At 63.5% G+C, this 24113-nt stretch carries 29 protein-coding genes; 11 read left to right on the top strand and 18 right to left on the bottom strand.

Going from position 1 to position 24113, the window contains the following annotated elements; translation table 11 throughout:
* Positions 1 to 30: 30 nt before the first annotated feature.
* The 7 genes from AACH73_RS12865 to AACH73_RS12835 all read right to left on the bottom strand — a co-directional run bounded on the left by AACH73_RS12865 (position 31) and on the right by AACH73_RS12835 (position 5560).
* The gene (locus AACH73_RS12865) at positions 31 to 252 is read right to left on the bottom strand and encodes a hypothetical protein (RefSeq protein ID WP_272741578.1); all 222 of its coding nucleotides are present in this window, start codon (positions 250 to 252) and stop codon (positions 31 to 33) included.
* Positions 253 to 461: 209 nt separating this feature from the next.
* Entirely contained in the window at positions 462 to 1328 is an 867-nt protein-coding gene (motA, locus tag AACH73_RS12860) for a flagellar motor stator protein MotA (RefSeq protein WP_272741577.1), read from the bottom strand.
* A 101-nt stretch (positions 1329 to 1429) separates the two neighbouring features.
* Positions 1430 to 1930, bottom strand: coding sequence for a hypothetical protein (locus AACH73_RS12855; RefSeq protein ID WP_338736169.1), 501 nt, complete (start codon positions 1928 to 1930; stop codon positions 1430 to 1432).
* Positions 1931 to 2029: 99 nt separating this feature from the next.
* Positions 2030 to 2599, bottom strand: coding sequence for a hypothetical protein (locus AACH73_RS12850; RefSeq protein WP_272741575.1), 570 nt, complete (start codon positions 2597 to 2599; stop codon positions 2030 to 2032).
* Entirely contained in the window at positions 2596 to 2847 is a 252-nt protein-coding gene (locus AACH73_RS12845) for a hypothetical protein (protein ID WP_272741574.1), read from the bottom strand. Before AACH73_RS12845 ends, AACH73_RS12850 begins: the two co-directional genes overlap by 4 nt.
* Positions 2848 to 2966: 119 nt before the next feature.
* Complete coding sequence (locus tag AACH73_RS12840; protein ID WP_338736168.1) at positions 2967 to 4511, bottom strand: amidase; 1545 nt, start codon at positions 4509 to 4511, stop codon at positions 2967 to 2969.
* 80 nt (positions 4512 to 4591) lie between these two features.
* Positions 4592 to 5560: a glyoxylate/hydroxypyruvate reductase A gene (locus tag AACH73_RS12835; protein ID WP_272741572.1), complete on the bottom strand. Its 969-nt coding sequence runs from the start codon at positions 5558 to 5560 to the stop codon at positions 4592 to 4594.
* Between the two features lie 93 nt (positions 5561 to 5653).
* Here AACH73_RS12835 and AACH73_RS12830 point away from each other — a divergent pair, with 93 nt between their 5' ends.
* From AACH73_RS12830 to AACH73_RS12815, 4 genes are all read left to right on the top strand, one after another.
* On the top strand, positions 5654 to 6115 hold the full coding sequence (locus AACH73_RS12830; RefSeq protein WP_338736167.1) for a hypothetical protein: 462 nt from the start codon (positions 5654 to 5656) through the stop codon (positions 6113 to 6115).
* Positions 6116 to 6147: 32 nt separating this feature from the next.
* On the top strand, positions 6148 to 6567 hold the full coding sequence (locus AACH73_RS12825; protein WP_338736166.1) for a DUF1801 domain-containing protein: 420 nt from the start codon (positions 6148 to 6150) through the stop codon (positions 6565 to 6567).
* A 182-nt stretch (positions 6568 to 6749) separates the two neighbouring features.
* Positions 6750 to 7451 carry a hypothetical protein gene (locus tag AACH73_RS12820; protein ID WP_272741569.1) on the top strand — a complete coding sequence of 234 codons (702 nt, stop codon included), beginning with the start codon at positions 6750 to 6752 and terminating at the stop codon, positions 7449 to 7451.
* Between the two features lie 76 nt (positions 7452 to 7527).
* Complete coding sequence (locus tag AACH73_RS12815; protein WP_272741568.1) at positions 7528 to 8193, top strand: hypothetical protein; 666 nt, start codon at positions 7528 to 7530, stop codon at positions 8191 to 8193.
* A gap of 45 nt (positions 8194 to 8238) precedes the next feature.
* Here the strand turns inward: AACH73_RS12815 and AACH73_RS12810 are convergent, their stop codons facing one another.
* The gene (locus AACH73_RS12810) at positions 8239 to 8727 is read right to left on the bottom strand and encodes a hypothetical protein (RefSeq protein WP_272741567.1); all 489 of its coding nucleotides are present in this window, start codon (positions 8725 to 8727) and stop codon (positions 8239 to 8241) included.
* Between the two features lie 105 nt (positions 8728 to 8832).
* Between AACH73_RS12810 and AACH73_RS12805 the strand changes: the two genes are divergently transcribed.
* Positions 8833 to 9105, top strand: coding sequence for a BrnT family toxin (locus AACH73_RS12805; protein WP_272741566.1), 273 nt, complete (start codon positions 8833 to 8835; stop codon positions 9103 to 9105).
* Positions 9092 to 9388 (top strand): BrnA antitoxin family protein, encoded by a 297-nt coding sequence (locus tag AACH73_RS12800; RefSeq protein ID WP_272741565.1) that lies wholly within the window; start codon positions 9092 to 9094, stop codon positions 9386 to 9388. Before AACH73_RS12805 ends, AACH73_RS12800 begins: the two co-directional genes overlap by 14 nt.
* Position 9389: 1 nt before the next feature.
* Here AACH73_RS12800 and AACH73_RS12795 read toward each other — a convergent pair whose 3' ends face one another.
* Together AACH73_RS12795 and rpsU are read right to left on the bottom strand one after the other, a co-directional pair.
* Positions 9390 to 9785, bottom strand: coding sequence for an acyl-CoA thioesterase (locus AACH73_RS12795; protein WP_041659479.1), 396 nt, complete (start codon positions 9783 to 9785; stop codon positions 9390 to 9392).
* A 131-nt stretch (positions 9786 to 9916) separates the two neighbouring features.
* Positions 9917 to 10150, bottom strand: coding sequence for a 30S ribosomal protein S21 (rpsU, locus tag AACH73_RS12790; RefSeq protein ID WP_338736350.1), 234 nt, complete (start codon positions 10148 to 10150; stop codon positions 9917 to 9919).
* Between the two features lie 277 nt (positions 10151 to 10427).
* On the opposite strand from rpsU, the gene AACH73_RS12785 reads away from it, so the two are divergent.
* On the top strand, positions 10428 to 11075 hold the full coding sequence (locus tag AACH73_RS12785; protein ID WP_338736165.1) for a COQ9 family protein: 648 nt from the start codon (positions 10428 to 10430) through the stop codon (positions 11073 to 11075).
* Positions 11076 to 11146: 71 nt separating this feature from the next.
* Here AACH73_RS12785 and AACH73_RS12780 read toward each other — a convergent pair whose 3' ends face one another.
* A complete protein-coding gene (locus tag AACH73_RS12780; protein WP_272741562.1) occupies positions 11147 to 12223 on the bottom strand; it encodes a 5-(carboxyamino)imidazole ribonucleotide synthase in 1077 nt (358 codons plus the stop codon).
* A gap of 4 nt (positions 12224 to 12227) precedes the next feature.
* Positions 12228 to 12722: a 5-(carboxyamino)imidazole ribonucleotide mutase gene (gene purE / locus AACH73_RS12775; protein ID WP_272741561.1), complete on the bottom strand. Its 495-nt coding sequence runs from the start codon at positions 12720 to 12722 to the stop codon at positions 12228 to 12230.
* Positions 12723 to 12836: 114 nt separating this feature from the next.
* Between purE and AACH73_RS12770 the strand changes: the two genes are divergently transcribed.
* Entirely contained in the window at positions 12837 to 13586 is a 750-nt protein-coding gene (locus AACH73_RS12770; RefSeq protein WP_272741560.1) for a GGDEF domain-containing protein, read from the top strand.
* Positions 13583 to 13972 (top strand): VOC family protein, encoded by a 390-nt coding sequence (locus tag AACH73_RS12765; protein WP_272741559.1) that lies wholly within the window; start codon positions 13583 to 13585, stop codon positions 13970 to 13972. Before AACH73_RS12770 ends, AACH73_RS12765 begins: the two co-directional genes overlap by 4 nt.
* 28 nt (positions 13973 to 14000) lie before the next feature.
* Here AACH73_RS12765 and AACH73_RS12760 read toward each other — a convergent pair whose 3' ends face one another.
* Positions 14001 to 15176: a deoxyguanosinetriphosphate triphosphohydrolase gene (locus tag AACH73_RS12760; protein ID WP_272741558.1), complete on the bottom strand. Its 1176-nt coding sequence runs from the start codon at positions 15174 to 15176 to the stop codon at positions 14001 to 14003.
* Between the two features lie 130 nt (positions 15177 to 15306).
* On the opposite strand from AACH73_RS12760, the gene AACH73_RS12755 reads away from it, so the two are divergent.
* Both AACH73_RS12755 and AACH73_RS12750 read left to right on the top strand, forming a co-directional pair.
* Entirely contained in the window at positions 15307 to 15633 is a 327-nt protein-coding gene (locus tag AACH73_RS12755) for an iron-sulfur cluster assembly accessory protein (protein ID WP_126423551.1), read from the top strand.
* 138 nt (positions 15634 to 15771) lie between these two features.
* Positions 15772 to 16446 (top strand): hypothetical protein, encoded by a 675-nt coding sequence (locus AACH73_RS12750; RefSeq protein ID WP_338736164.1) that lies wholly within the window; start codon positions 15772 to 15774, stop codon positions 16444 to 16446.
* Between the two features lie 390 nt (positions 16447 to 16836).
* On the opposite strand, the gene guaD is transcribed toward AACH73_RS12750, so the two are convergent.
* The 5 genes from guaD to xdhA all read right to left on the bottom strand — a co-directional run bounded on the left by guaD (position 16837) and on the right by xdhA (position 24104).
* Entirely contained in the window at positions 16837 to 18189 is a 1353-nt protein-coding gene (gene guaD, locus AACH73_RS12745) for a guanine deaminase (RefSeq protein WP_272741556.1), read from the bottom strand.
* A gap of 220 nt (positions 18190 to 18409) precedes the next feature.
* Positions 18410 to 19429, bottom strand: coding sequence for an adenosine deaminase (locus tag AACH73_RS12740; protein ID WP_338736163.1), 1020 nt, complete (start codon positions 19427 to 19429; stop codon positions 18410 to 18412).
* On the bottom strand, positions 19404 to 20357 hold the full coding sequence (gene xdhC, locus AACH73_RS12735; protein ID WP_272741554.1) for a xanthine dehydrogenase accessory protein XdhC: 954 nt from the start codon (positions 20355 to 20357) through the stop codon (positions 19404 to 19406). The genes AACH73_RS12740 and xdhC overlap by 26 nt, the downstream gene beginning before the upstream one ends.
* Entirely contained in the window at positions 20354 to 22678 is a 2325-nt protein-coding gene (gene xdhB, locus AACH73_RS12730) for a xanthine dehydrogenase molybdopterin binding subunit (RefSeq protein WP_338736162.1), read from the bottom strand. Before xdhB ends, xdhC begins: the two co-directional genes overlap by 4 nt.
* Entirely contained in the window at positions 22671 to 24104 is a 1434-nt protein-coding gene (gene xdhA, locus AACH73_RS12725; protein ID WP_272741552.1) for a xanthine dehydrogenase small subunit, read from the bottom strand. Before xdhA ends, xdhB begins: the two co-directional genes overlap by 8 nt.
* Positions 24105 to 24113: the final 9 nt, after the last annotated feature.

The following is a 24113-nucleotide window of genomic DNA, read 5'->3' as shown; positions in this document are numbered from 1 at the left end:
GTCTAATCCAGCGCCGTGAGGCGCGAGGGATTAGTGAGCAGCAGCCGGAGCTTCAGCAGCCGGAGCTTCAACGGCGGCCGGCGAAGCGGCTTCCGAAGCTTCGACAGTGGCCGAGGCGTCAGCCGAAGCGTCAGCCGGAGCGGATTCTTCGGTGGTGGCGGCTTCTTCAGCCGGCTTCGAGCAAGCGGCAACCGACAGAGCGGCGACGGCGGCGGCGGCGAGCAGGGCCTTGCGGACGATTTCAGAGGTCATGGATCCAGATCCTTAGATTCTAACGTTAGAGCGCCTAGCAACTGCGCCCGACTCCTTCATACGCAAAACCGCTGAGTCCCGCAAGGGGTGTTTTCACAAATATGTGATCAACTCTCGCAACAAAGCCGCAATTCCCCCTCAAAATACCCCTGAGGCGGGAAGTTGCGGCTTTTGCGGCGGGCCGGATTCGCCCGTTTCTTAAGGTTAATCTACTCGTTCGGTATATTATTAAGGGCTTCTTCCATTTCGGCAAACGAGGGCTGGGCGCCGGACGGAATGTTACCGCGACCGATTTCCACCGAAATCTGCGCCGCATTGCCGTGCAGGTGCGCGACCAGCACCGCCTGAATGATCTTGTAGAAGGCCCCCTCCTCTTCCACCACGCCGTTCATGCGCGTGGCGAAAGGCCCGACGAGGCCATAGGCCAACATAACGCCCAGAAAGGTACCCACCAGAGCGCCGCCGATCATGCCGCCCAGCACTTCCGGCGGTTCCGTGATGGCCCCCATGGTCTTGATAACCCCCAGAACGGCGATAACGATACCGAGCGCCGGCAGGGCGTCGGCCACGCTTTGCATGGCGTGGGCAGGGTGCATGGCTTCGTGATGGTGCTTTTCGAGCTGCTTTTCCATCGCGTCTTCGACCTGATGCGGGTCTTCGAGGTTCATGGTCATCATACGCAGGGTGTCGCAGATGAAGTCGATGGCGAAGTGATCCTTCATAATCTTGGGGTAGCGCGAAAAGATCGAGGAGTCGTGTGGCTTTTCGATATGGCTTTCCAGAGCGATGACACCCTTGGCCTTCATCGTCTTGGTCAACTGAAACAAAAGCGACAGAAGATCGCGGTAATCCGCAGGCTTCCACTTGGCCCCGCCAAACACCTTGCCCATGCCGCCGCCCATCCCCTTGATGGTGTGCATGTCGTTGGAAATCAGGACCGAGGCCACGGCCGCGCCGCCAATGCCCATCAGTTCGAAGGCGAGCGAGTGCAGGATCGGCGCCATCGAGCCGCCCGACAGCAGGTAACTGCCGAAGACGCAGCCAAAGAGGACGACAATACCGATAATCTGAAACATGCAGGCGGAGTCCGGAGAGCTTCGTGATTCGCCCTCACCTTACCCCGCCAAATCTTAAGAGGCGGTTTCCGGTTAACGCTTAAGGTTAACGCCGCGGCCCTCTATTGTGGGAGAAACAGCTTAATCAGCCGGTTCATATCCATATATTTGACAAAGCCCATGGACGCCGCCTGCACGTCCGGATGCCCCATCAGATCCTTCATGCCGCGCTCCCCCACGCCGGAAAAGGCCTGACCGAAGGCCGCCTGAATAACGTTCTGATTGCCGCTCTTGTAAACCGCGCGGATTTCGTTGCCGCACTGATCGACCATCAGGCGAGTCATCATGGTGCCGACCTGCTGATCCAACGCGTTGCGTTCGGGCTCTGAAATGGTGGCGTAGCGCGACACGTCCGGATGACGCGCCATCATGAAGAAGACGTAGCGCAGGATCAGGCGCTCATCGTCCGGTGTTACCGATCGCGAGATACAGGTTTTGAGAGCCTCCGTCTGGGCCTGCCCTTCGGGCTGGACCTGCGCGTGGGCCTGAGCGCCGTAACACAGAAGCGCGGCGACGCTGAGAACACTCAGAAGCCCGCTTTTACGCTTTGCCGCTATCACCATATCCACCGCTCCTGCCGCTTTTCCCGTGAAAGCTGAGAGCTTAATGCGGATGCTTCGGGGCGTCCAGCCTCGGGCGCTGCGCCTCTTCCGCCGGCGGGATTATTGCCTCGGAAGCAGGTCGTCCAGCGCCACGGTTTCGGTTCTGGCCGCCGAAGTGGGGGTGACCGTAGGCAGAGAGGTGGTGTCGCCGCCGGATGTTTCGACCGTGTCTGCTGCGGCCTGATGAGCATCGAAGCAGGTTTCGGCGCATTCGATAACGCCGGGCACAGCCCGGGCCCGCGTGGTTTCGGCCAGGGCCGCCGCTTCGGTCGCCTCATCGGGCCTGTAGGCCATATCGGCTGCTGCGCTATCACTGCCCTGCGCCGGGTAGGCCTGTTCGGGCGCAACCGGCGGCGGTTCGGTCGCGGGCCACAGGCTGGCGAGGCGGACCTCTTCCCCCACCGGCGGGCGAACATCCAGAAGGTCACGCTCAACCGTTTCGTTGGCCGGAAAGAGTTTATGCGGGTCCTGACGCGCCTCGACCTGAGTGAGCATGGAACCGTCCAGAGTGGCGATGCGCGCGGCAACGGCTCCGCTGCCCGTAATCAGCACCACCCCGGCGGTCCACAGGCTTAGCGTCAAAGCCCGGCGCGCTCTGGCCGTCGGGTCGCCGACACACACGGCGCTCATCGCACCCTCCGCCGAACGGGTGCCGCCTTGCGGCTTCGGAGGTCGTTGACGAAGCCCGCGACCGCCACCACCGCCAGCCCTACGCTGAACAAACCGCTGAGGCCAGGTGCCAGACGGCGCACATAGGGCGTATTGAGAAGCCCCGCCGCGGCCATAACCTTCGGCGACGGCACGCGACCGCTCAGGGTCTGAACGATGGGCAGAAGGCTCAGCACCTTCGTAGCGACGGGAACGATACGGCGGGTCATAATATCCTCGGGGGAACAGCTCTGTGGTCTGCACACCCTAAACCCTGCCGCATAAGGATGAAGGCGCGGCCTGGGGGGCCACCCGTCAAAATTACCTTAAGAGGTTATCGCTGCTGTGTTCACTGAGGCGGCGCGACCCGGGCCTTCGCCACCTGCTCAAAGGCATAGCCAGCGCGCAGCAACTGAGCGTCCGACCACTGCGTACCGATAAAGGACAGACCCAGCGGCAGGCCCTGTACCTGCCCCATGGGCACGGTCAGGTGGGGATAGCCGGACATGGCGGGCCACTGACTGGCCGACGGGCCGGAAAACTGATCGCCATTGACCTCATCCGACAGCCACGGCAGACCATAGGTCGGTGCGACCAGCAACGACACGCCATAGGCGTTCAGAAGCCCGTCGATATGGCTGCGGGCCACGGTCTTCGCACGATTGGCCGCCGCCTTGTAGGCCGGGTCGTCCAGTCCCTTGGTTTTTTCCGCAGCCTCAAAAAACTCCTGCCCGAAGAAAGGCATTTCGCGGGCGGCTTCGGCAGTATTGAAGGCGATGACCTCCGACAGGGTGCGCGTCTTCACTGTGGCCGGCGTGGTGGCCAGATAGGCATTGAGATCGGCCTTCAGCTCCGTCTGAAGCACAGTCAGTTCGGCGGCATCCAACCCTTCGACCGAGGAGTCGGCAATATCGACCAGAACGGCGCCCGCGGCCTCCAGATGTTTAAGCGCGGCATTGAACGCCGTCTCGACCTTGCCCGGCCCGCCGGTCCGGTCGCGCAGAACGCCTATGCGCACGCCTTTGAGGGCATCGGGCGACAGGCCTGCCGCGTAATCCACCTTGCGGGCATCGGCCGCCTGTGTGGCCGGGTCCGCCGGGTCGCTACCTGCCATGGCCGACAGCATCAGCGCTACATCGCGCACGCTGCGCCCCATCGGCCCCGGAATGTCCTGACTGTGCGAGATGGGCACGACGTGGGTGCGCGAAATCAGCCCCATGGACGGTTTCAGCCCGACCAGACCGTTCATGGCCGACGGACACACGACCGAGCCATCGGTTTCCGTGCCGACGGCCAGAACGGCAAAGCTCCAGGCCACCGCCGTACCGCTGCCCGAGGACGAACCGCAGGCCGAGCGGCGCGCATCATAGGCATTGCCGGTCAGACCACCCACCGCGCTCCAGCCACTCATCGAACGGGTTGAGCGGATATTGGCCCATTCCGACAGGTTGGTCTTGCCGAGGATAATCGCCCCGGCGGCCCGCAGCCGCGCCACCACCGGCGCATCGCGCCCCGTCACATTGTCTTTCAGCGCCAGAGAGCCCGCCGTGGTCGGCATGGCGTCTTTGGTTTCGACATTGTCCTTGATCAGGACAGGGATGCCGTGCAGCGGCCCGCGTAGCTTGCCCGCCTTACGCTCGGCATCGAGCGCACGCGCCTCGGCCAGCGCATCGGGATTGAGCACGATCACGGTATTGAGTTGGCGCGATTTGTCATAGGCTTCGATGCGACGGATAGAGGCCCTGGTGATGGCCTCTGCCGACAACTCGCCACGCGTCATCGCCGCCTGAAGCTGATCGACGGAGGCTTCGCGCACCGGATCGGGTCTGGGCGCCGCCAGAACCGGCCCGGCCAGACAGATGGCGATGCTGAATACAGATACCAGACGCTTCATAACCCAATGCCCTCCAGCCGTTACGGGTGGAAGGTTACACGCGAGACCGTATCTGGCAAGACACCGCAGATGACCGCGCCTCAGTAACCGCGTGTACGGTCCACGGTCAGAGGCAGGTCACCGGTCGCCCGCCAGCGGCGCAGATTATCGGCCACCGCCTGCGCCGCCGTGTGCACATTCGTCGGGGCCGAGATGTGCGGCAGGACCGTTACCTGCGGATGTGCCCACAGGGGCGAGGTGGCCTCCAGCGGTTCAGACACGAACACATCGAGCACAGCGTGCGACAGGTTCTGATCGAGGGCTGTGAGAAGCGCCTCGATGTCCAGCACGGTGCCGCGTCCGAAATTGATCAGCCCGGCACCCTCCGGCAGCCAGCCCAGCCGCTCCGCATTCAGAAGGCCACGCGTTTGCGGCGTCGCCGGCAGCAGGCTGACCAGAATGTCCGCTTGCGACATCAGGGCCTTCAGACCGTCCTCGCCAGTAAACACTGGTATATCCGCCTTTCTAGGCGTTCGGCTCCAGCCGAGGACGCCGAACCCCGCCTCCCGCAGCCGCGCCGCAGCCGTCAGCCCCATATGGCCCAGCCCGAGCACGCCGACCGTCACCGCCGATGGCGCGCGGTAGGGCCTCTGATGCCAGCGGCGGGCCGCCTGCTGACGCGCATAGGCGGGCATGTCGCGCTGAAGATAGAGGGTCCAGGCCAGCACCGCCTCGCCCATCACGCGGCTCAGTTCCGGATCGACCAGCCGCACGATGGGCAGGTCCGCCGGCAATTCAGCCACCAGCCGTTCAACACCGGCCCAGACGCTGTGCACCCATTTCACTTGCGGCAGGCTTCGCAACACCGCCGGGTCCGGATTGGCCACGACGGCGACCTCGACCGCCTGCGGGTCGGCAGCGCTCAGCGGCACCACGGGCATGTCCGGCAAGGCTGCGGACAGGGCCGCGATCCATTCCCGCGCTTCGGCATCGGATACGCGGCCGGTAAAGACGACAGGTGACAAGGCGGCGGATGACATGGGTGCGGATGACATGGGTGCGAATGACATGGGGGGGCTTCTCCTCAGCCTTTCCGATAGGCAGGCGATGGCCCGCCGTCAATTGCCCTTCCCGTGCGTTGGTGCAGTGCCTACATACGACCAATGGAGCGTTCCCTCACCCCCGCCGAAATCGCCGCCCTGCCCGCCGGACTGATCGCAGCGGTGCCGGTCGAGGCCGTGCGGCTGATCGGGCGGGCGCATCCGGTCGCGCAACTGGCGGGCCTGATGGGGCACGGGCCACTGATCGTGGTACGCGGACGCAGGATTTTCTGGCCCGACCTGACCGGCGATCTGTCCGGACGAGCGGACCATCTGGCCCTGCTGGGGCATGAGCTGACGCATGTGTGGCAATACGAGAGCGGCATGACCCTATGGCGCTATCTGTGGCGCGAACGCGGGCGTTATCGCTACCGCCTGATCCAGGGGCGGTCTTATGCGGCCTATGGCTATGAGCAGCAGGCGGCCATGGTCGAGGACTGGGTGCGTGGTCTGAACGGACTGCCGCCGCGCTGGGGCCGGGCCGCCGACGCCCCAAGCCTGCCCGCTCACCTGCCCTTTGCTTGACAAACCGGCGTTACCGCCACAGTCTTCGGGGCATGGCCGAACCGAAAACCCAGCCGACCGACGCCGATCCCGCCGCCTTTCTGGACGCCAGAGCCCCGGAAAAGATGCGCGCCGATGCCCACACGCTGCTGGGACTGTTCGCCGAGGTGACCGGCGAACCCCCGGTCGTGTGGGGGACGTCCCTGATCGGTTACGGTCAATACAGCTACCTCAGCGGCAAGACCCGGGTGCCCTGGCCGCTCAGCGCCTTCGCGGCCCGCAGTGCCGCTCTGACCCTTTATGTACTCGCCAGCGCACCGGAACAGGCCGATCACCTCGCCCGCCTTGGCAAGCATACGACCGGCGGCGGCTGTCTTTATATCAAACGTCTCAGTGATGTGGACCTTGAAGTCCTGCGCGACATCATTTCGACCGCGCACGCGCTGATGAGGGCGCGTCACCTCTCCTCCTGATGCCTTTCTGATCTCTTCATCTGCGGTTCAGCCTTAATTTTGTAAAAGGCTTAGGCTAGAGCGGAATGACTTCTAGCTGAATCGTTCCGCTCAAGCCGCCATTGAGGCGGCGGCCAAGGTGGCGAAGCCCGTACCCGGCGAGGGGGTAAATCAAGAGAAAGAACAGAAAGATGGACCTGCCTATGTTTGTCAAAGCTGCCAAGCCCGCCCTGCTGGCGGCCGCCCTGTGCCTTACCCCGATGGCTGGCGGTCTGATGCCCGTTTCCGCCATTGCTCAGCAGACGCAGCGCGAGGTTTCCGCGGATCAGGCCTTTCCCTTTCTGTCGAAGTTTCTCGCTCTGCCGGCTTCTGAGCGCGATGAAATCACCGTGGCCTATATTCTCAAAATCAAGGGCGGCACCCAAGGGGCCAGCATTCAACTCAAACACAATGGCCAGAGTCAGAAGCTGACGATCGGCAGTGACGGACGCATCACGCCGCTGCCGACGCTGGCGCAATTGCGCGGCGGGGCCACGGTGCTGGTCAGCGGGCCGGAAAAGGGCGTGTCGATGCGCGTGCGCGTCTATGCGAGCGAACCCCCGGCCAGGACCATGATGGTGGCCCCTCTGGCCAAGGCGGTGACGCAAAGCAATACGGCCATGCGCAAGGTCGGGGGCGTGCTGGCTGTCGCCCTGCCAAAGCCCGACCGTCTTTATTTCGTCGGTGCCGGCAATGGCCGCGTGACCCTGTCCGACGGCAGCCAGAAGGTTTTGCCCAAATCGCCGCGTGACGATGCCTATCCGGGCGGAACCCCCTATCTGGTCCCGGCAGACTTTCCCGGCGCGGTCAGCGTGACCTTCGACGCCGCGCCGTCGCGCATCGGCATTGACGACCGCGTGAAATAGGCCCTTCTATATGGCCGTGATTTTGCCGCGATCCCGAACGAAGGTTCGGGATCGTTTCGTTCTCAAGGGGGCCTCCATGTCATTTCTCCATCGTCGCGGCTTTGTGCTGTCTGCCGTCGCCCTCACCCTTAGTGGTGCGGGGGCGGCGCGGGCCGAGACCAAGGACGTGCCCTGCACCGACATCTTTCCGTTTCTGCTGAACTATCTGAATCTGCCCGCTGCGGAGCGCACGCACTTTCGTCTGGCCTACCGGCTGTCGGTTACCGGGGCCCGGCTGTCGGATGTGAAGCTGGTCCTGAAGCACAATGGCGAAACGCCGCTGGGTGTGGCGGCGGATAACACCCTGACGCCCCTGCCCCCCGTCGCCGCTTTGAAGGCCAAGGCCCCGGTGACCGTCACGCGCCCCGACGGCAGCAAGATCGGCCTGAACCTGCTGATCGCGGCCGCCCTGCCGCCCGCCACCGCCTATGCCGCCCCGGATCTCAAAAAGGCCGTCGATCAGGCGCACGCCGGAGCCAAAAAGGCCGCCGGTGTCATGAGCCTCGCCGTGCCCAATCTTGATCGCATTGTCTTTGTGGGGGCGTCGAGCGGACAGGCCGTGGCCGCCGATGGCAAGGCCGCCGCACTTCCTAAAACCAGGGACGGGCATCCGGTGTTTGAACCAGCGGCGCACAGTACAGCGGCGCGCGTAACGCTGGACAAGACCCCGACCCTGCTCCGGATCGACGCCAGGTCCAAATGAGAAACGGTCGAAGAGGCTGACCGTATCGGGCCGTTGAAGGCAGGCTCAGCGCCGCGTCTGGCGCAACTGCATATAGTTGCCGAGCAGTCCGGCGGCAAAGGCCGAAACCGCGCACAGAGGCAGGCAGATCATCACCACCCAGGTGGGGTGCGGGATGAAGGTCATATGGATCATATAGCTGGCCACCAGAAGAACACCGGTGATCCATGCCGGAAAGGCCCCAACCTTAGCCATACGCACGGCCAGATAGCCCCCGCCGAACGTGCCCAGAGCCCAGGACACGATCTTGATGATGTAGGCGTCAGGGGGCATGGTATCGAGGAGTTTGGCGATCTCCTCAGGCGTCGCCATATCGAAGGTCGGTGGCGGCGGAAACATATAGTTTCCCACCTGACGCAGGATGGTATCCAGCACCATGCCGAACAGAAGGCCGGTCAGCACGGCCAGCGTGATATTCAGCACGCTGCGCGTCTTGTCTTCGTCCCACACGGTAAACCATGCAACAAGCCGGTCCGTTACCGATGCCTTGGCCATAGCCGCCTCCCTGATTGGCGGAGAAAATGACAAGGCGCGCGGCTTTGGTCAACGTCTTTATAAAGACAGTGTTACGACACGATAATTGACCCGCTGCAAATTAACGTGTACACAATAATCATGCTGATCCTCTATGACGAACCGAAGCGTCTGAGAAACCTCGAAAAGCACGGGCTGGATTTTGCCGACCTGACGATCGGCTTTTTCGAAGCCTCAAAGGTTATGAGCGCTAAATATGGCCGCAACCGCTCTATCGGTGAGTTTGAAGGACAGGTTATTATTGCCGTTATCTTCCGCCCGCTGGGCACCGAAGCGCTACACGTCATTTCGATGCGTCCGGCGAGCAAGAAAGAAAGAATCGCCTATGCCCAAGACTAAAATTCCACCGATTACGGACGAAGAAGAGGCGCGCATTCAGGCCATGATCGCTTCTGACCCAGACGCGCCAGAGGCAACCGATGAAGAACTTGCCAATATGCGGCCGTTTGCTGAGGTCTTCCCGGAACTGGCGGCCTCTATCCGGCGTGGTCGCCCGCCGCTGGAGACACCGAAACAGTCCGTGCATCTTCGGCTGGACGCCGATGTTCTGGCGGCCTGGCGGGCCACCGGGGCGGGCTGGCAGAGCCGCATGAACGAAGCCCTGCGCAAGGCTATGCCTTAACTCACGGCAGGGGCAGCGGGCGCGAATTGCCGTTTTCGTCGATGGCGACAAAGGTAAAGTCGGCATCGGTCACCTTGATGCGCACGTCGGAGTCGCGTGAGCGCCGCCACGCCTGTACGTGGATCTTCATCGAGGTGCGCCCGGTCGAGATCAGTTCGGCATAGACCGACACTTCGTCGCCTACGCGCACCGGCGTGTGAAAGGTCATGCCTTCAACCGCGATGGTGGCGGCACGGCCGACGGCGCGGCGCGCGGCCACGTTTCCGGCCGCGAGGTCCATCTGCGACATCAGCCAGCCACCGAAAATATCGCCGGCCGGATTGGTATCTGCCGGCATGGCAATAGTGCGAATGGCAATCAGCGCCTCGTTCGGCTGCGTGTCTTTCTGGTGTTTCATCGACTTACCCCACATGCCGCCATTCATGCCGCGGCAAACAGATTTTGCAATGCAAAAAGTGCCGAAAAGAAAAAAGCGCCGAAGCCTGAGGCTTCGACGCTTTTTTATCGAACGGCAATTGTCCGTAAGACTTACTTCGAGCGGCTCGTGGTCGCACCGCCTTCGCGTTGCAGACGCTTGCGCGCCAGCTTGCGGGCGCGACGCACGGCTTCGGCCTGCTGGCGAGCGCGCTTTTCCGACGGCTTTTCGTAGTGGACGTGACGCTTCATTTCGCGGAAGGAGCCTTCACGTTGCATCTTCTTCTTCAGCGCCTTCAGGGCCTGATCGACGTTGTTGTCGCGGACAAAGATCTGTACCAGAGGTATCTCTCCATTCTGTCTGTTCCGCCGGGCCGTAAAGCCTTGCGACGGACCGCCTCGCCCTTTTGAAGTTCGGGCCATAAAAGGGCGGAGGGTGAAAACAAGCTGCCCGCAAACCGTGGTCTGCGGGCGTGTGGGCGAAGCCATTACATCAAGCCCGCGCCCAATTCAAGCCGCACCGCCTTTGAAAAACGCCGGATTAAACATTTTATCAGGCTGTTGCCTTTTGACGCAGGCGCGATTTGGTCTTGGCGCGGGGCGGGCTTGGGCCTATTCTGCGGCCATGTCCGCAAATGCCCTTACCGAACTGGAACAGTCACTGGCCTCGGCCTGTGCTGAACGGATGCCCGATCTGGGCCTGACCCGCGTCACCGTGCGCGTGGCAGGAGCGCGAATCGGGCTCAGCCCCGCCGAAATCGAACTGATCTGTCCCAACGGACCGTCAGACGTCGCCGCGATCCTGTGGCGTCAGGGCGACGCCGCGCTTGAGAGCGATGAGGTTGCGGCCCAACTGTCTGCTATGAAAGTGCGTGAACGCATCGGCTTCCTGCTCAACCGCCGCATTGATGCCGCCTGCGCCGATGAGCGCGCGACGCACCGCCTGATCGGGCACCTGTGCCTGCCGCAGCATCTGGGGCTGTACCGCAGCCTGCTGTGGGACTCGGCTGACCTTGTATGGCGTAAGGCGGGAGATAAGGCGCTGGACGAGAACCACTATTCCAAACGCGCCATCGTGTCGGGGATTCTGGCGACGGCCCTGATGACGCGCCTGACGCAAGGGGTCGAGGCCCAGCACGAACAGATCGCCCGCAATATCGAGCAGGTGATGGCGTTTGAAAAATTCAAGGCCAAACTGCCGTTGAAGCCGGAAGACGCGCTTCTGGGGGCTGTGGAATTTCTGGGCAAGCTGCGCTTTGGGGCCGCGGCTTAATCTCCTCCCTACCGAAGGTGGGGAGGTGGATTTTTGCCATCGGCAAAATGACGGAGGGGGCGGCACAGCCGCTAGAGACTCGCCTTCAACCGGTTGATATGGCCCATCTTGCGGCCCGGACGCGGATCATCCTTGCCATAGATGTAGAGCCGTGAGTCCGGCTCCTGCGACAGCGCTTCCCAGGCCAGCACATCCGGCCCCAGCAGATTGGTCATTTCGACCTGAAAACGCGCTGTGGTGTCGCCCAGCGGCCAGCCAGCGACGGCGCGGATATGCTGCTCGAACTGATCACACAGGCAGCCGTCCTGCGTCCAGTGGCCGGTATTGTGTACGCGCGGCGCGATCTCGTTGAGGATCAGCGCATCGCCTTCCAGCACAAACAGCTCGACGCCCAGAACACCCACATAATCAAGGCCTTCCAGCACTTTCCTGGCAATCATCTCCGCGCGCGTTTTCAGCGTGTCCGACACCACCGCCGGGGCCAGAGTCGTCGAAAGAATGCCGCTGACGTGGTGGTTTTCCCCGACCGGATAGGTCTTCACCGTACCGTCGTAGCCGCGCGCGGCGATCACCGAGACTTCGCGCTGAAAATCGGCTTTGGCCTCCAGAATCGCCGGGCGGCCATTGAGGCTGTCGAAGGCCGCTTTCGCCTCTTCGGCGGCGCGAATCCACACCTGACCCTTGCCGTCATAGCCTTCGCGGCGCGTCTTCAGAAGCGCGGGCAAGCCGTTGGCTGCAATCGCCTTTTCGAGATCGTCAAGGCTGTTGATCTCATAGAAATCGACCGTGCCGATGCCGACGCTGCGGGCAAAGCGCTTTTCGAGGATACGGTCCTGCGTAATGCCCAGCGCCCGCGCATCGGGGGCGACCTTCGCGCCTTTGGACACCAGATAGTCGAGCGAAGCGACCGGCACGTTTTCAAATTCAAACGTAATCACGTCCGACGCCGCGGCAAAGCGGTCGAGCGCCGCCTCATCCGTATAGCGCGCCACCTTCGACACCGCCGAGACGCTGGCCGCCGGCGATTCGGCGTCCGGACCATAGACCACCACCTTGAAGCCCAGCCGTGACGCCGCCTGCGACAGCATACGCCCCAACTGACCATCGCCCAGAATGCCGATTTTTGACCCCAAAGGCAGCGGTTTCAATGGTTTAGTCCTCAACGCTATCGGGCACGCCGTCGGTCTGCGCCTGACGCAGGGCTTCGACGCGGATCGCCAGTTCGGGGTCGGACAGGGCCAGAATCTGCGCTGCCAGAAGCCCGGCGTTCTTGGCACCCGCTTCCCCAACCGCCAGCGTGCCGACCGGCACACCGCCCGGCATCTGCACGATCGACAGGAGAGAATCGAGGCCTTTCAACCCGTCACGCACTGGCACCGGCACGCCCAGCACCGGCAGCGGGGTCAGCGAGGCCGTCATGCCCGGCAGGTGGGCCGCGCCACCGGCGCCGGCGATAATGACCTGAAAACCCTCAGTCTTGGCGGATTTGGCGAATGCGACCATGCGCTCAGGCGTGCGGTGCGCCGAGACGACGCGCGCCTCATAGGTGACGCCTAGGCCGTCGAGCGCCTCGGCGGCCTTTTTCATGACCGGCCAGTCCGAGCGCGAGCCCATAATGATGGCGACTCTGGGTTTCGACGCGGTCATGCCCACCTCCGAAAGCTGAAAGGCCGCGAACTATAGGATTAGGCCCCGGCCTGCAAGGGGCGTCTGTGCAAATAGCACTCGCCTCGCGCCCCAAACGCCGCTAATCTTGGCCGCATGACCGCCTTGCCGCCCTCAGCCTCTGCCGATTCTGAGCCCTCCGCCTTGTCCGCGGGCGGACTAACGGCGTCGATGCAGGCCCTGCTGCAAAGCCAGTTTGGGGGTGCCCCTCGCCCCGTCGCGCCCCCTGCCGCCACACCCCAGGTGCCAGAGCCCCAGACAGGGGACGAATGGCCTCTGGCCGCGCGGGCTCTGATCGACAGCCTGATCCGCGAAAACATCCGCCTCAAGGCCGATATCAAGGCCCTGAGCGAGCAGGTGGCACTGGCCGAGCAACACGCTGACCACGATGTACTGACGCCGACCCTCAACCGGCGCGCCTTCCTGCGCGATCTGGGCCGCGCCATGGGTGACAGCCGCCGTTATGGCGATCCGGCCTGCCTGATCTATCTCGATCTGGACGGCTTCAAGGCTATCAACGACACCTATGGCCACGCCGCCGGTGACAAGGCCCTGATCCATATTGCCGAACGGCTGAACGCCAATGTGCGCGAAGGCGATTCGGTGGGGCGTCTAGGGGGGGACGAATTTGCCATCCTGCTGCGCCACGCCGACCTCTCCGTCGCCCGCACCAAGGCGCAGAAGCTGGAGGCCGAGCTGAATATCGCGACCTTTGAGCATCAGGGCCTGTATTTGCGCGTCGGCGGCTCGTTCGGTGTGCGCGCCTACGAAGGGCAGGCCTCGGCCGAAGAATGGATCGCCGAAGCCGACGCGGCCATGTTTCTGGTCAAGAAATCCTCAAGATGAGCCACATCGCCGCCGTTACCCTTGTCGTGCCCGATTACGATGAGGCCATCGCCCATTACTGTGGCGGGCTGGGCTTTGACCTGATCGAGGATAGCGACCTGGGCGGCGGTAAGCGCTGGGTGCTGATCGCCCCGCCCGGTTCGAGCGAAACGCGCCTGCTGCTGGGCAAGGCCTCGAATGAGGCCCAACGCGCCGCCATCGGGAACCAGACCGGCGGCCGCGTTTTTCTGATCCTGTTCACCGACGACTTTGCCCGCGACCATGCACGGTTCGAGGCAGCGGGCGCGGTCTTCACCGAGGTCCCGCGCCACGAAGCCTATGGCACGGTGGCGGTGTTCCGCGACCGGTTCGGCAATCTGTGGGACCTGCTGGAGCCGAAGGGGTAACTTCCTCGCTGTCGAATAGAGTCGTCCCCTATGAAATACTGAACAACTGCTTGTGCTGTTCGATGGCATAGGCGTCCGTCATGCCCGCAATATAGTCGCAGACCACGCGCGCGCGCTGGGTTTCGGTGTCCTTGGTGCACACCCGCCCGTACCAGTTGGGCGGCAGCACCTCCGGCTCCTCCATAAACAGCCGGAACAGATCGCTCAGCACGCGACGTGCCTGCGAACGGTGGCGGTTGACGGTATAGTGCTTGTACATGCGTGCATAGAGAAAGGCCCGCAGGCGCGACAGGTCTTCGTTGACCGTGCGCGAAAAGGCCACCATCTGACGCCCGGCGCGGCGCACATCTTCCGCCGTTTCGATGCCGTCTTCTTTCAACCGTCGCTCGGTTTCCAGACAGACATCGCGGATCATAAAGCCGATCACGCGGCGGATGGCCTCCAGCCGCAGCAGCCGCTGGTCGATCAGCGGCCAGTCCTTTTCCACCTCGGCAATCGCCGGCCCGATCAGCGGAATGTCGCGCAGATCGGCCAGCGTGAACAGCCCGGCCCTCAGCCCATCGTCCACATCGTGATTATTATAGGCGATGTCGTCGGAAATCGCCGCAATCTGCGCCTCCAGCGACGCATAGGTCTCGGGGCGCAGATCCCAGAAATCGCTGAAATCGGCCACGGACTTCCACGCCGGCTTACCCAGCTTGTGCGCCACGGGGCCGTTGTGCTTGATCACCCCTTCCAGCGTTTCCCAGGCCAGATTGAGCCCCTCAAACGCCGGGTAGCGATGCTCCAGCCGCGTCACGATGCGGAAGGTCTGCACGTTGTGGTCAAAGCCGCCCCACGGCTCCATCATCTTGTGCAACTCGTCCTCGCCCGCATGACCGAAGGGCGAATGGCCCAGATCGTGCGACAGGGCGATGGTTTCGGCCAGGTCCTGATCGGCCCCCAGCGTATGCGCCAGCGAGCGCGCCACCTGCGACACCTCGATCGAATGGGTCAGGCGCGTGCGGAAATAGTCGCCCTTATCGGCCACAAAGACCTGCGTCTTGCCCTTCAGCCGCCGGAAGGCCGTGCAGTGGATCACCCGGTCACGATCCCGCGCAAAGGCCGTGCGCGTCAGGCTGTCCGGCTCGCTGTACAACCGTCCGCGGGAGCGGCTGTGGTTTTCGCTATAGGGCGCAAGCGTCAGGATCAGCGGATCGTGCACAGGGATCGGACTTTCGCAGTGGAGTTCACGCCCTAAATCCCCCTCTCCGCGCCAATTTGCAATGCAAATTCATGACAAAAAATAACTGAGCCCCCTAAAACTCACGCCCGCCCCGCGCTATATTGCGCCCATGAACCCGATTACGCTTTCCGCCAGCGCCGCGCGCCACCTCAACCGCCTGTCCGCCGACGCCGGGCACCCGATCCTGTTGCGCGTCGCCGTCGAAGGCGGCGGCTGCTCCGGCTTCCAATACCAGCTCGATCTGGTCGAAGCCCCCGAAGACGGCGATACCGTCATCGCCTATGATGGCGCTCAGGCCCTGATCGACGAGGTCTCGGCCCCCCTGCTGGCCGGGTCTATCATCGACTATGTCGAAGAACTGGTCGGCGCGCAGTTCAAAATCCTCAATCCGCAGGCCAAATCGTCCTGCGGCTGTGGTGTCAGTTTCTCTATCTGATTTTTGGCCGATGTGTTTGGCCGTTCAAGAGCCTCCGGCGGGCAGGGGCACGGCCCCTGCACCCGGTTTAGGGGCGCGAAATCTATCCCCACCGGAAAAAGCGCGGTTACCCTTGGGCGCATGACCGAGACGACGGACATGGCAGCCCCTTTGACCCCGGAACAGCGGCGCGCGCATTTGCGTGCCTATGCGGACCGGATGCTGAGGGCGCTGACCGCGATGGACGCGCCCGAAACGCCGGACGAGGTCGCCAAGGGTGTCCGCACGGCGCTGATGATCGAGCGTCTCTATGCCCGCTGCGACGCGTCCGAGACGCAGGCCCATAGGCTCCCCATCGCCTCCGTTGACAATCAAAAGCTGAAAAATACGCCCGACGAACCCGGCCACTGGCTGGACCGCGATCCCGTCGGTGAACTCAAGGCGCAGATTGAACGGATGAGGGCCGCGGCGCGCGCCCGGACCGAGCCACATCCCGAAGCCAAACCTCAACCCGCGTCCGTACCGCCGGCGGAGGCTAAACGCGAACCTCGGATGCCCAAGCCGCCTTCGCGGCCCCTGACGCCGCAGGAGGCGGCCTTGCGTGAGCGCGTCCTGAACACAGTGGCCATCCCCCGGCCGCAAGATGCCTTGCTGGCGTACCACGATTTCGGTCTGATCCATGACGAGGATGTGGAAATCATCCACGGTGACCGGCTCAGGGCCTTTTATGCCAGGGGCGAGACGCGGGAGACGATCCTGAAAGGGCTCAAGCAGTTTAGCCGCGCGGATCTCAACCTGTTGTGGCCTGATCTGTTCCCGCTGGATACGGGGTGAAGGAGTCACCACGAACGGCACGAACGCCACGAACCTCTTTGTGCTGAAACGCCTGGCCCGCAGGGGCCTGACCTTTGTGCGGCCTGCGCGAGTGAGGGGCGCTGCGCGCCGAAAGGTTTTGAACCACAGATTTCACAGATGGCACAGATTGGCGCTACGCGCCTCTGCGTGACACAGACACGGATAATCTGTGAAATCTGTGTCATCTGTGGTTTCTATAAATCTTGCGTGGCAAAACACAGCATTTGATACGTCAGGCGCAGGCCTGTGCCACAGGCTCGCGTTCGTGCTTTTTGTGCTTTTCGTGGCTAAACCTGCCCCACCTCACACTCAGTCTTAAGCAATCGCGCCCTCATATCCGGGGTCCGGGGTCAACTGACCCCGGAATCCTTAGACCGATCCAACGACGCATTGTGCCGCGACCCAGACGCGCGCGATATTGGCTTTTGAGGCCGTATAGACGATTTTTTGCAGCACATCGGCGTCGCTATCGAGGTCGTCCATCAGGCGGATGGTCCCCGTTGGCGCTTGCGGATCAATCAGTTGCGCGTCGAAATAGCGACCGGGCTCAAAGCTGCCGACGGGCAGGTCCAGGGCTTCGGCCCCGCCTTTGGTGGCGAGGTAGAAGGCGGTGCGCCAGTCAATCTGGCTGTCGCGGATGCCGCGGTTGTCCCAGTGCAGGCGCGCATCGACGCCGTCGTGCAGGGCGCGGGACGAGGCGACGGCCCAGCGCATATTGTCATAGATCGAGGCCGACGGCCCGCCCGAAATATCGGTGCCGAGCCCGACGCGCACGCCCTTTTCCAGCGCGCGTTTGAGGGGGAAGACGGCGTTGGAAAAGTAGTAGTTGGACAGCGGGCAATGGGCGACGCCGGCGCCGCGGTCATGGATCGTCTGCATATTGGCGTCGGAGATGAAGTTGGCGTGGGCCAGCACGGTGTGCCGTGTCAAAAGGCCGAAGCGGTCCAGACTGTCGGTATCTTCGCGGCCGTGGCGGTCGAGGACGTAGTTGTGTTCCCAGTCGCTTTCGGAGCAGTGGGTCTGAACGTGGCAGCCGCAGCGGCGCGCGATGTCGCCCAGCCCTTCCAGCGCCGCATCGGTGCACGAGGCGATAAAGCGCGGCGTGACCACCGGCTTGATAAGGTCGCTGTTGAGGCTGCGCACGTGGTCGATAAAGGCTTTGGTGCCGCGCAGGGCGGCGTCGGTGGATTCGACGTAGAAGTCCGGGCATTGCTCCGGATTGTCCATCGCCACCTTGCCGATCAGGGCGCGCTGCCCCTTGGTCAGACAGATGTCGGCCAGAAGGCGCGTGGCGTCCTGATGCTGGGTGGCGAAGTAGAGGGCCGTGGTGGTGCCGTTCGACAGGAGGTCGTCCACCAGCCCTTCGTAAGCACGGCGCGCGAAGGACAGGTCGGCATAGCGCGCTTCCAGCGGGAAGGTGTGTTTTTGCAGCCAGACCTCCAGCGGCACGTCCAGCGCCTTGCCCAGTTGCAGCCACTGCGGCGCGTGGATGTGCAGGTCGCAAAAACCCGGCAGGGCGTAGGTGCCCTCAGGCAGGGTTTCCAGCCGCCCGGCGACGCGCTCTTCGGACAGGGCTTCGGCATAGGTCGGCGCGTCGGGGCGCAGCACCTCAAGGATTCGGCCCTCCGCGTCGCAGCGGATCAGGGTGTCGCGCAGGACCTCGATGCCGCCGCAGACGGGCGCATGGAAGAAGGTGCCTTTGAAAGAACGGGGTGTGGTCATTTTTCTTTCCTCCTCCCCTGTTTACGGGGGAGGTGTCGGCGAGCCGGAGGGGGGTTAAAGCGCATTCCGAAAAGTGTGCCACGGTTTTCGGAATAAAATGCGCAACCTAACAAAAGCTTAGAGCGGATTTTCGATTCAATTTGAACGAAATCCGCTCTTGAGGGGGGCATAACCCCACCCGGCCCTTCGGGCCACCCTCCCCTGAAATCAGGGGAGGTGCTTAACTTGTGTACGTGTCGATGGCATCGAGGTGCTTAAACACCTCCGCATCGCTGAGGAAGGACCCCAGAAACGAATTGCGTGCCAGCGTGATCAGGTCGTCGCGATCGACCAAACCCGACGCCGCCACGGCGCGATAGTTGTCGTTCACATAGCCGCCGAAATAGGCCGGATCGTCGGAATTGAGCGTGGCGCGCAGGCCCTTGTTCAGCATGGTGCGGATGGGGTGCTGCGCCATGTCGTTGACCACGCACAGTTTGAGGTTCGACAACGGACAGACGGTCAGCGTCAGGCCCAGACGCGCCAGCCGCGAAGTCAGGTGCGCGTCTTCCAATGAGCGGTTGCCGTGGTCGATGCGGTCCACCTTGAGGATATCCAGCGCTTCGTGGACGTATTCGGGCGGCCCCTCCTCGCCGGCGTGGGCGACTTTCTTGAGGCCCAGAGCGCCGGCGGCCTCAAACACGCGGGCGAATTTCGACGGCGGGTGGCCGACTTCGGACGAGTCGAGCCCCACCCCGGTCAGGCGGTCGAGAAACGGCTCGGCGGCCTTTAAGGTGGCAAAGGCCGCGTCCTCATCGAGGTGGCGCAGGAAGCACAGGATCAGCTTGGAGGTCAGGCCGTATTCGGCTTCGGCCGCCTTCACGCCCGAGGTCAGGCCGTCCATCACCACCGACATCGGGATACCGCGGTCGGTATGGGTTTGCGGGTCGAAGAAGATTTCGGCGTGGCGCACGCTGTCGGCGTGGGCGCGGTCGAAATAGGCCTTGGCGAGGTCGTGGAAGTCGTCTTCGGTGCGCAGGACATCGGCCCCCTGATAGTAGATGTCGAGGAAGTCCTGAAGGTTGGAAAATTCGTAGGCCGCGCGCACCTCTTCGACCGATTTGAACGGCAGGGCGATTTTGTTGCGTTGCGCCAGCGCGAACATCAGCTCCGGCTCCAGCGAGCCTTCGATATGCAGGTGCAGTTCGGCCTTGGGCAGACCGGCGATAAAGGCGTCAAGCGACGGGAAGGGTTTGGTCATGACGGGTATCCTCGGTCAGGGTGCGGATTTTATCTGTAATTTGAAGCAACTGCGCGGCGACGGCAACCGCGATCACCTCCGGGGCCTTGCCCGTAATGCCGGGCAGACCGATGGGGCAGGTGATACGCGCGATCTGGTCTTCGGCAAAGCCGTCCTTGCGCAAACGGCTGAAGAAGCGGGCGCGCTTGGTGGCTGAGCCGATCAGGCCGATAAACCGCGCGGGCGAGCGCAGTGCCGCTCTGGTCAGTTCATAATCGAGCGCGTGGTCGTGGGTCAGGATCAGGGTCAGGCCGGTCCCCGCCTCGGCCTCGGCACACAGGGTCTGGGCATCGCCAATCAGGACGCCTTCCGGCACATCGGTGCGGTCATCGCACCAGCGCAGGTGAAACGGCAGGCCCTCCAGCACGCGCGCAATGGCGATGCCGACATGGCCCGCGCCGAACATCAGCACAGGCATCAACGGTTGACCCAAGCGCTCGATCAGGTGATCCCCGACCACCGGCACCGGGCCGCGCGCTGACAGATTGGGCACCGCTTCGCTCAGGCGACGGCGGACCCCACCGGCGTGCAGATCGCTGCGCAAGGTAAAGGTGTCAAGGCCGCGCACGGCCTCCAGCCAGTCCGTCTCCGCCGGGTCGAGGTGCTCGATCATCACCCGCACCCGGCCACCGCAGCATTGCCCCAGCAGCACCCCTAGCGGATAGTCCTGAATGCGCCAGGTGCCGGGGGGGTGTTTCAGGGCCAGCCGCGCCTGATCAATGCACTGAAACTCCAGATTGCCGCCGCCAATCGTGCCGTAGATGGCCTTTGCGGTGACCAGCATCCGCGTCCCGGCCTCGCGCGGCGTCGAACCTTCGACGGCCAGCAGCGAGACCATGGCCAGCGGCTCTTTAGCCAGCAGATCAAGGGCTTTGGCGACCCAGTTCACAGGCTGCTCCCCTTAACCGCCCGCAAGATACGTTCCGGCGTCGCCGGGGCATCGAGCGTCGGGCGCGGGTCGCCGGTTGCCGCCGCCACCGCACAGGTCAGGGCCGAAAACACGCTGTTGGCCAGCATGAAGGGCGGCTCGCCTACGGCCTTGGAGCGGTGGATGGTCGGTTCGCGGTTGTCGCCCGCCCGCCACAGATGGATATTCATCACGGCCGGCCGGTCGGAGGCGCAGGGGATCTTATAGGTCGAAGGGGCGTGCGTCAGAAGCCGCCCTTTGGCGTCATAGACCAGCTCCTCAAAGGTCAGCCAGCCCTGCCCCTGCAAATAGGCGCCCTCAATCTGACCCAGATCGAGCGCCGGATTGATGGAGCGTCCGACATCGTGCAGGATATCGGCGCGCAGCACCTTATGCTCACCGGTAAAGGTGTCGATGAGCACCTCTGACACCGCTGCCCCATAGGCGAAGTAGAGGAAGGGCCGCCCGGTGTGCGTCTTGCGGTCGTAATGGATTTTCGGCGTGGCGTAGAAGCCCGTGGCCGACAGCGAAATCCGGTTGAGATGCGCCAGCCGACAGACCTCGGCAAAGCCCAGCACCTCGTCACCCGCGCGCACCACGCCGCCTTCAAACACCACGCTGTCCGCCGCCACGTCGTTGCGTGCAGCCATCAGTTCGGCCAGCCGTTCGCGGATGGTAGTGGCCGCGTTCCACGCCGCCCAGCCGTTGAGGTCCGTCCCTGAGGAGGCCGCTGTGGCCGAGGTATTGGGCACCTTGTCCGTGCGCGTTGACGTGATGCGAATACGTTCCAGCCCCAGACCGAAGACGTCGGCGACGATCTGCGCCACCTTGGTATTCAGCCCCTGCCCCATCTCAGTGCCGCCGTGATTGAGCGCAATCGAGCCATCGACATAGGCGTGGACCAGGGCCCCGGCCTGATTGAGGTGGCTGGTGGTAAAGGAGATACCGAACTTGACCGGCGTGCAGGCAATGCCGCGCCGCAGATAGGGATGCGACGCATTGAAGGCGTCGATCTCAGCCTTGCGGACGTCGTAATCGGCGGCGGTTTTCAACTCCTCAACGAGGCGGTCGGCAACGAAATCTGTCACCGCCATCTGATACGGCGTTAGATTGCGCTCAGGGCCGTAGAAGTTGGTCTGGCGCACGCTCAGCGGATCACGCCCCAGATGCAGGGCAATGGCGTCCATCACCCGCTCGATGGCCAGCATCCCCTGCGGCCCGCCAAAGCCGCGAAAGGCGGTATTGGAAACGGTATGGGTGCGGTAGCGATGCGAGACAATCTCAACATTTTCAAGAAAATAGCAGTTATCGGCGTGGAACATGGCCCGGTCATTGATCGCGGGCGACAGGTCGGTCGAACAGCCACAGCGCGAAGCCAGCTCCAGCCGCAGCGCCCGGATGCGCCCCTCGTTATCAAAGGCCACGTCGTAGTTGGCGGTGAAATCATGCCGCTTACCGGTGATCTGCATGTCCTCGTCGCGGTCGGCGCGATACTTGGCCGGGCGACCGGTTTTGGCCGCCACCAAAGCCGCTGCCGCCGCAAACAGCGAGGCCTGCGTTTCCTTGCCGCCAAAGCCGCCGCCCATGCGCCGCACTTCCACCGTCACATCGGCGGAGGTGACGCCCAGAAGGTGTGCCACCAGATGCTGCACCTCGGACGGATGCTGCGTCGAACACAAAAGGTGCACCCCGCCCTGCTCCATCGGCGTGGCAACGCTGATCTGGCCTTCGAGGTAGAAATGGTCCTGCCCGCCGATCTCCAGGGCCCCCTGAATCCGATGTGGTGCGGCCGCAAGCTCTGCCATATCGCCGCGACGCATGACCTGCGACGCCTCGATCAGGCTGTGGGCGGCCTTGGCCTCGGCAATGTTCAATAGGGCGGGCAAGGCTTCGTAGTCGATGCGGCCCAGCTTCGCCGCCACACGCGCGGCCTTGGCCGAGGTGGCGGCGACCAGAAACACCGGCTGGCCCATAAACACCACTTCGTCGGCGGCCAGCAGCCGGTCATCCCTGGCCACCGGCGCGACATTGTTGTCGCCGGGGATGTCGGCAGCAGTGAAGACGGCAACCACGCCCGGCGCGGTGCGCACGGCGCTGAGGTCCAGACTTACGATCTTCGCGTGGGCGTGCGGGGCGCGCCCAAAGGCCAGATGCAGCATCCCCGCCGGTTCGGCCACATCATCGGCATAGAGGGCGGTGCCACTGACGTGCAGGGGGGCGCTGTCGTGGGCCAGAGACGTATGGACCTTTGAGGTATGGACTTTTGGGGTATGAGGTGGGGGGGTGTGAGCGTGCTCAGCCATGCGCCACCCCCAGCACATCACCGCCTTGACCCTGAATGTCAAACCACAGTTTTTTCAGAATATTACCGGCGACGGTTAATCTATAGTCCGCAGACCCGCGCACATCGCTGAGCGGCGTGAAATCCGCGCGAAGCGCCTCGGCCGCCAGTGCCAGCCGCTCCGGCGCCAGCGGGTGACCGGTCAGGACGGCCTCGGCGTGCGTAGCGCGTTTGGGGGTGCCCGCCATACCGCCAAAGGCCAGCCGCGCGCCCTGCACCACCGCCCCGTCAAAGCGCAGATGCACGGCGGCGCAGACCGCCGAAATATCGGAATCGAAACGCTTCGACAGCTTGACGATACGCACCACATCACTGGCTTTCGGCGCGGGCACAAAGACGCTTTCGACAAACTCACCGGGCTGGCGGTCCTGCTGGCCATAGTCGAGGAAATAGGCCTCCAGCGGCAGGGTGCGGCGCGTCTCGCCCCGGCGCAGGGTCAGTTCGGCCCCCAGCGCGATCAGGGCGGGCGGCATGTCGCCGATGGGCGAGCCATTGGCGATATTGCCGCCGATGGTGCCGGCATTGCGCACCTGAACCGCGCCGATGCGGCGGATCAGCTCGCCCAGATCGGGCGACAGGTCGGCCAGCGCCGCACGCGCCTCAGAATAGCGCACACCGGCCCCCAGCCGCACGCCCTGCGCCGTCCCCTCGATGTCGCGCATCAGGTGACCGATAAAGGCGACTTCCGGCAGGACGCGGTGCTGCTTGCTGACCCACAGGCCGACATCGGTCGCCCCGGCGATCAGCCGCACATCGGGGTTTTCGATAAGGATTTCCGCCAGATCATCGACATTGCACGGCACATAGGCCCGGCGCGTCAGCCCGGCCAGCGGGTCTTCGTAGCTGAGGACCAACAGGGTGTCGCGGTGGAGCTTTTGCAGCGCCTCACGGACGGGCGCGTCGTCAAACGGCACTGATGCCACCTGTTCGGCGGCCTTGAGGATCGGGCCGTAGCCCGTGCAGCGGCACAGGTTTCCGGCCAGCACCTCCGCCGGATCGGCGCCCAGCGTGCCGCACGCCCCCATTGAACGCCCGACCAGCGACATCACAATGCCCGGCGTGCAGAAACCGCACTGCGAGGCGTGCAAATCAACCATTGCCGATTGTACCGGATGCGCGCCTTTCAGGCTTTCAACGGTCATCAGCGCCTTGCCGTCCAGCATGGGCAGAAACAGGATACAGGCATTGACGGCGCGCCAGTTTAGGCGCTCACCTTCCAACTCGCCCACCAGCACCGTACAGGCCCCGCAATCGCCCTCGGCACAGCCTTCCTTGCTGCCGGTGCGCCGCGCCGTGTAGCGCAGCCAGTCGAGCACGCTTTGCGTCGGGTCGATGCCGGACAGGGTGACGATCTCACCATCGAGGTAGAAGCGCAGCTTATCGGTCATGGTGTGAAC

The sequence above is a fragment of the Asticcacaulis sp. DW145 genome (genome assembly GCF_037101385.1).
Classification (GTDB): Bacteria; Pseudomonadota; Alphaproteobacteria; order Caulobacterales; family Caulobacteraceae; genus Asticcacaulis; species Asticcacaulis currens.
Note: the sequence above shows the minus strand (reverse complement) of the source record. Positions and strands in the feature narration are given on the sequence as shown.

What these genes read in the sequence shown, in the direction of transcription:
- guaD (WP_272741556.1), bottom strand. Translation starts at nt 18,189, where the DNA reads ATGACCACACCCCGTTCTTTCAAAGGCACCTTCTTCCATGCGCCCGTC.
- AACH73_RS12765 (WP_272741559.1), top strand. Translation starts at nt 13,583, where the DNA reads ATGAGCCACATCGCCGCCGTTACCCTTGTCGTGCCCGATTACGATGAG.
- xdhA (WP_272741552.1), bottom strand. Translation starts at nt 24,104, where the DNA reads ATGACCGATAAGCTGCGCTTCTACCTCGATGGTGAGATCGTCACCCTG.
- AACH73_RS12820 (WP_272741569.1), top strand. Translation starts at nt 6,750, where the DNA reads ATGTTTGTCAAAGCTGCCAAGCCCGCCCTGCTGGCGGCCGCCCTGTGC.
- AACH73_RS12740 (WP_338736163.1), bottom strand. Translation starts at nt 19,429, where the DNA reads ATGACCAAACCCTTCCCGTCGCTTGACGCCTTTATCGCCGGTCTGCCC.
- AACH73_RS12840 (WP_338736168.1), bottom strand. Translation starts at nt 4,511, where the DNA reads ATGAAGCGTCTGGTATCTGTATTCAGCATCGCCATCTGTCTGGCCGGG.
- AACH73_RS12795 (WP_041659479.1), bottom strand. Translation starts at nt 9,785, where the DNA reads ATGAAACACCAGAAAGACACGCAGCCGAACGAGGCGCTGATTGCCATT.
- AACH73_RS12825 (WP_338736166.1), top strand. Translation starts at nt 6,148, where the DNA reads ATGGCCGAACCGAAAACCCAGCCGACCGACGCCGATCCCGCCGCCTTT.
- motA (WP_272741577.1), bottom strand. Translation starts at nt 1,328, where the DNA reads ATGTTTCAGATTATCGGTATTGTCGTCCTCTTTGGCTGCGTCTTCGGC.
- AACH73_RS12770 (WP_272741560.1), top strand. Translation starts at nt 12,837, where the DNA reads ATGACCGCCTTGCCGCCCTCAGCCTCTGCCGATTCTGAGCCCTCCGCC.
- AACH73_RS12845 (WP_272741574.1), bottom strand. Translation starts at nt 2,847, where the DNA reads ATGACCCGCCGTATCGTTCCCGTCGCTACGAAGGTGCTGAGCCTTCTG.
- AACH73_RS12815 (WP_272741568.1), top strand. Translation starts at nt 7,528, where the DNA reads ATGTCATTTCTCCATCGTCGCGGCTTTGTGCTGTCTGCCGTCGCCCTC.
- AACH73_RS12755 (WP_126423551.1), top strand. Translation starts at nt 15,307, where the DNA reads ATGAACCCGATTACGCTTTCCGCCAGCGCCGCGCGCCACCTCAACCGC.
- AACH73_RS12810 (WP_272741567.1), bottom strand. Translation starts at nt 8,727, where the DNA reads ATGGCCAAGGCATCGGTAACGGACCGGCTTGTTGCATGGTTTACCGTG.
- AACH73_RS12850 (WP_272741575.1), bottom strand. Translation starts at nt 2,599, where the DNA reads ATGAGCGCCGTGTGTGTCGGCGACCCGACGGCCAGAGCGCGCCGGGCT.
- AACH73_RS12830 (WP_338736167.1), top strand. Translation starts at nt 5,654, where the DNA reads ATGGAGCGTTCCCTCACCCCCGCCGAAATCGCCGCCCTGCCCGCCGGA.
- AACH73_RS12800 (WP_272741565.1), top strand. Translation starts at nt 9,092, where the DNA reads ATGCCCAAGACTAAAATTCCACCGATTACGGACGAAGAAGAGGCGCGC.
- AACH73_RS12750 (WP_338736164.1), top strand. Translation starts at nt 15,772, where the DNA reads ATGGCAGCCCCTTTGACCCCGGAACAGCGGCGCGCGCATTTGCGTGCC.
- AACH73_RS12855 (WP_338736169.1), bottom strand. Translation starts at nt 1,930, where the DNA reads ATGGTGATAGCGGCAAAGCGTAAAAGCGGGCTTCTGAGTGTTCTCAGC.
- AACH73_RS12865 (WP_272741578.1), bottom strand. Translation starts at nt 252, where the DNA reads ATGACCTCTGAAATCGTCCGCAAGGCCCTGCTCGCCGCCGCCGCCGTC.
- purE (WP_272741561.1), bottom strand. Translation starts at nt 12,722, where the DNA reads ATGACCGCGTCGAAACCCAGAGTCGCCATCATTATGGGCTCGCGCTCG.
- AACH73_RS12785 (WP_338736165.1), top strand. Translation starts at nt 10,428, where the DNA reads ATGTCCGCAAATGCCCTTACCGAACTGGAACAGTCACTGGCCTCGGCC.
- AACH73_RS12835 (WP_272741572.1), bottom strand. Translation starts at nt 5,560, where the DNA reads ATGTCATTCGCACCCATGTCATCCGCACCCATGTCATCCGCCGCCTTG.
- xdhB (WP_338736162.1), bottom strand. Translation starts at nt 22,678, where the DNA reads ATGGCTGAGCACGCTCACACCCCCCCACCTCATACCCCAAAAGTCCAT.